The following is a 1,690-nucleotide window of genomic DNA, read 5'->3' as shown; positions in this document are numbered from 1 at the left end:
GTCTCCGCCACCGGCCTCACCGACGGCACCATGCACGTCCAGACCCTCGCCAACGGCAAGGTCTTCGACAACCAGCGCAACACCGACGGCACCTGGACCGGCGCAGCCCTCCTCGACGACAACGGCCAGATCACCGCCGTCTCCGCCGCCGGATTCCTCAAGTAACCCCGGCACGAAGGATCCAAGGGCCCGGGCGCGGGAGGTCGAGCTCCGCCCCGGGCCCCTACCCACTGACGCGCTCCCGATGAACGCCTTCCGGTCCGACCGGCCGCGAACTGCCATGTGACTACGTACAAGGAGATCGAACGTTGAACGCCCAACGCCTGCGCGCGGCCCTGACACTGGGCGCCGCCCTGGTGTCGATCGCCTCCGGGCCCGGCACGGCACACGCGGACACCGGTGCTGCCACCAGGACCGTGTCCGTCCGGGGTTACGACTTCCAGGTGCCCCGCGACTGGTCGGTCGTCGACCTTGCGAGCGCCCCGACGTCCTGTGTGCGCTTCGACCGGCACACCGTCTACGTCGGTACCCCCGGAACAGACCAGGCCTGTCCGAGCCATCCGTCCGGCCGCACCGAGGCCCTCCTGGTCGAGCCTCAGGACACCGGGACCCCGGACAGGGTGACCACGGATGACACCTCGGCCGCCGAACTCCACGCGATCGCACCGAAGATCAAGGTCACCGCAGCCTACGGAGACCACCGATCCGTGGTCGAGGACGTGCTGCGGAAGGCGGGCCTGGCCCCGGTGACGGCCGGCATCCGTCACTCCCGGGCCGACGCTGCTCCGCCGGCGCCCTCGGCCTCCGCCGCCGGCGTGTCCGACACCGCGTTCACCGGATACGGCTTCGACGCCTGTACCGCGCCGAGTTCGAGCGCCATGTCGGCTTGGATGCAGTCGTCGCCGTACCGCGCCGTGGGCATCTACATCGGTGGACCGACCCGGGTCTGTGGCCAGCCCAACCTGTCGGCCGGCTGGGTCCAGCAGCAGGCCGGTTCGGGATGGCACTTCATGCCCATCTGGGCGGGTCCGCAGGCCGCCTCGCTCGGTAACCCGGCAAGCCAGGGTGTCGAGGCGGCGAACGGCGCAGTCGCCGCGGCCGCCGAGCTGGGCTTCGGACCCGGCTCGACCCTGTACGTCGACATGGAGGACTATACCTCCGGCTACCGCAGCACCGTATTGCCCTACCTCTCCGCCTGGTCGGCACAGCTCCACGCCCGCGGATACCGCTCCGGCGTCTACGCCGGCGCCGAGTCCGGCATCCGGGACCTCGCCGACAACGTGAGCAGCTACACCATGCCCGACGTGATCTGGATCGCCAGGTGGAACAACGTGGCGGACACCAATGAGCCGCTCGTCCCGTCCTCCTTGTGGGCGAACCACCAGCGCATCCACCAGTACTTGAGTGACCGGGGACGTGCCGAGACCTACGGCGGGGTCACGATCGACGTCGACCGCAACTACCTGGACGTCGCCCCTGGATCCGGCAGCAACAACCCGCCGGTCATGCGGGTGGACACGGTGAAGGGCGGGTCCGTCTTCGACAACCAGCGCAACCCCGACGGCACCTGGTCGAACGCGGCGCTCCTCGACGGAAGCGGCCGGATCACGCAGACCGCGACCACCGCGCTGCCGGACGGGACGTTCCACGTGACGACCCTGGCCGACGGCAAGGTCTTCGACAACCAGCG

General features: G+C 69.8%; 1 protein-coding gene. It reads left to right on the top strand.

The window, feature by feature from the left end; all coding sequences use genetic code 11:
- Positions 1 to 308 precede the first annotated feature (308 nt).
- On the top strand, positions 309 to 1,690 hold a 1,382-nt coding region (locus ACFV04_RS43695; RefSeq protein ID WP_380536649.1), incomplete at its 3' end, for a DUF1906 domain-containing protein.

Source organism: Kitasatospora sp. NPDC059599, from assembly GCF_042735125.1.
In the GTDB taxonomy this organism is placed as follows: Bacteria; Actinomycetota; Actinomycetes; order Streptomycetales; family Streptomycetaceae; genus Kitasatospora.
This window is presented reverse-complemented; position numbering and strand designations above follow the sequence as displayed.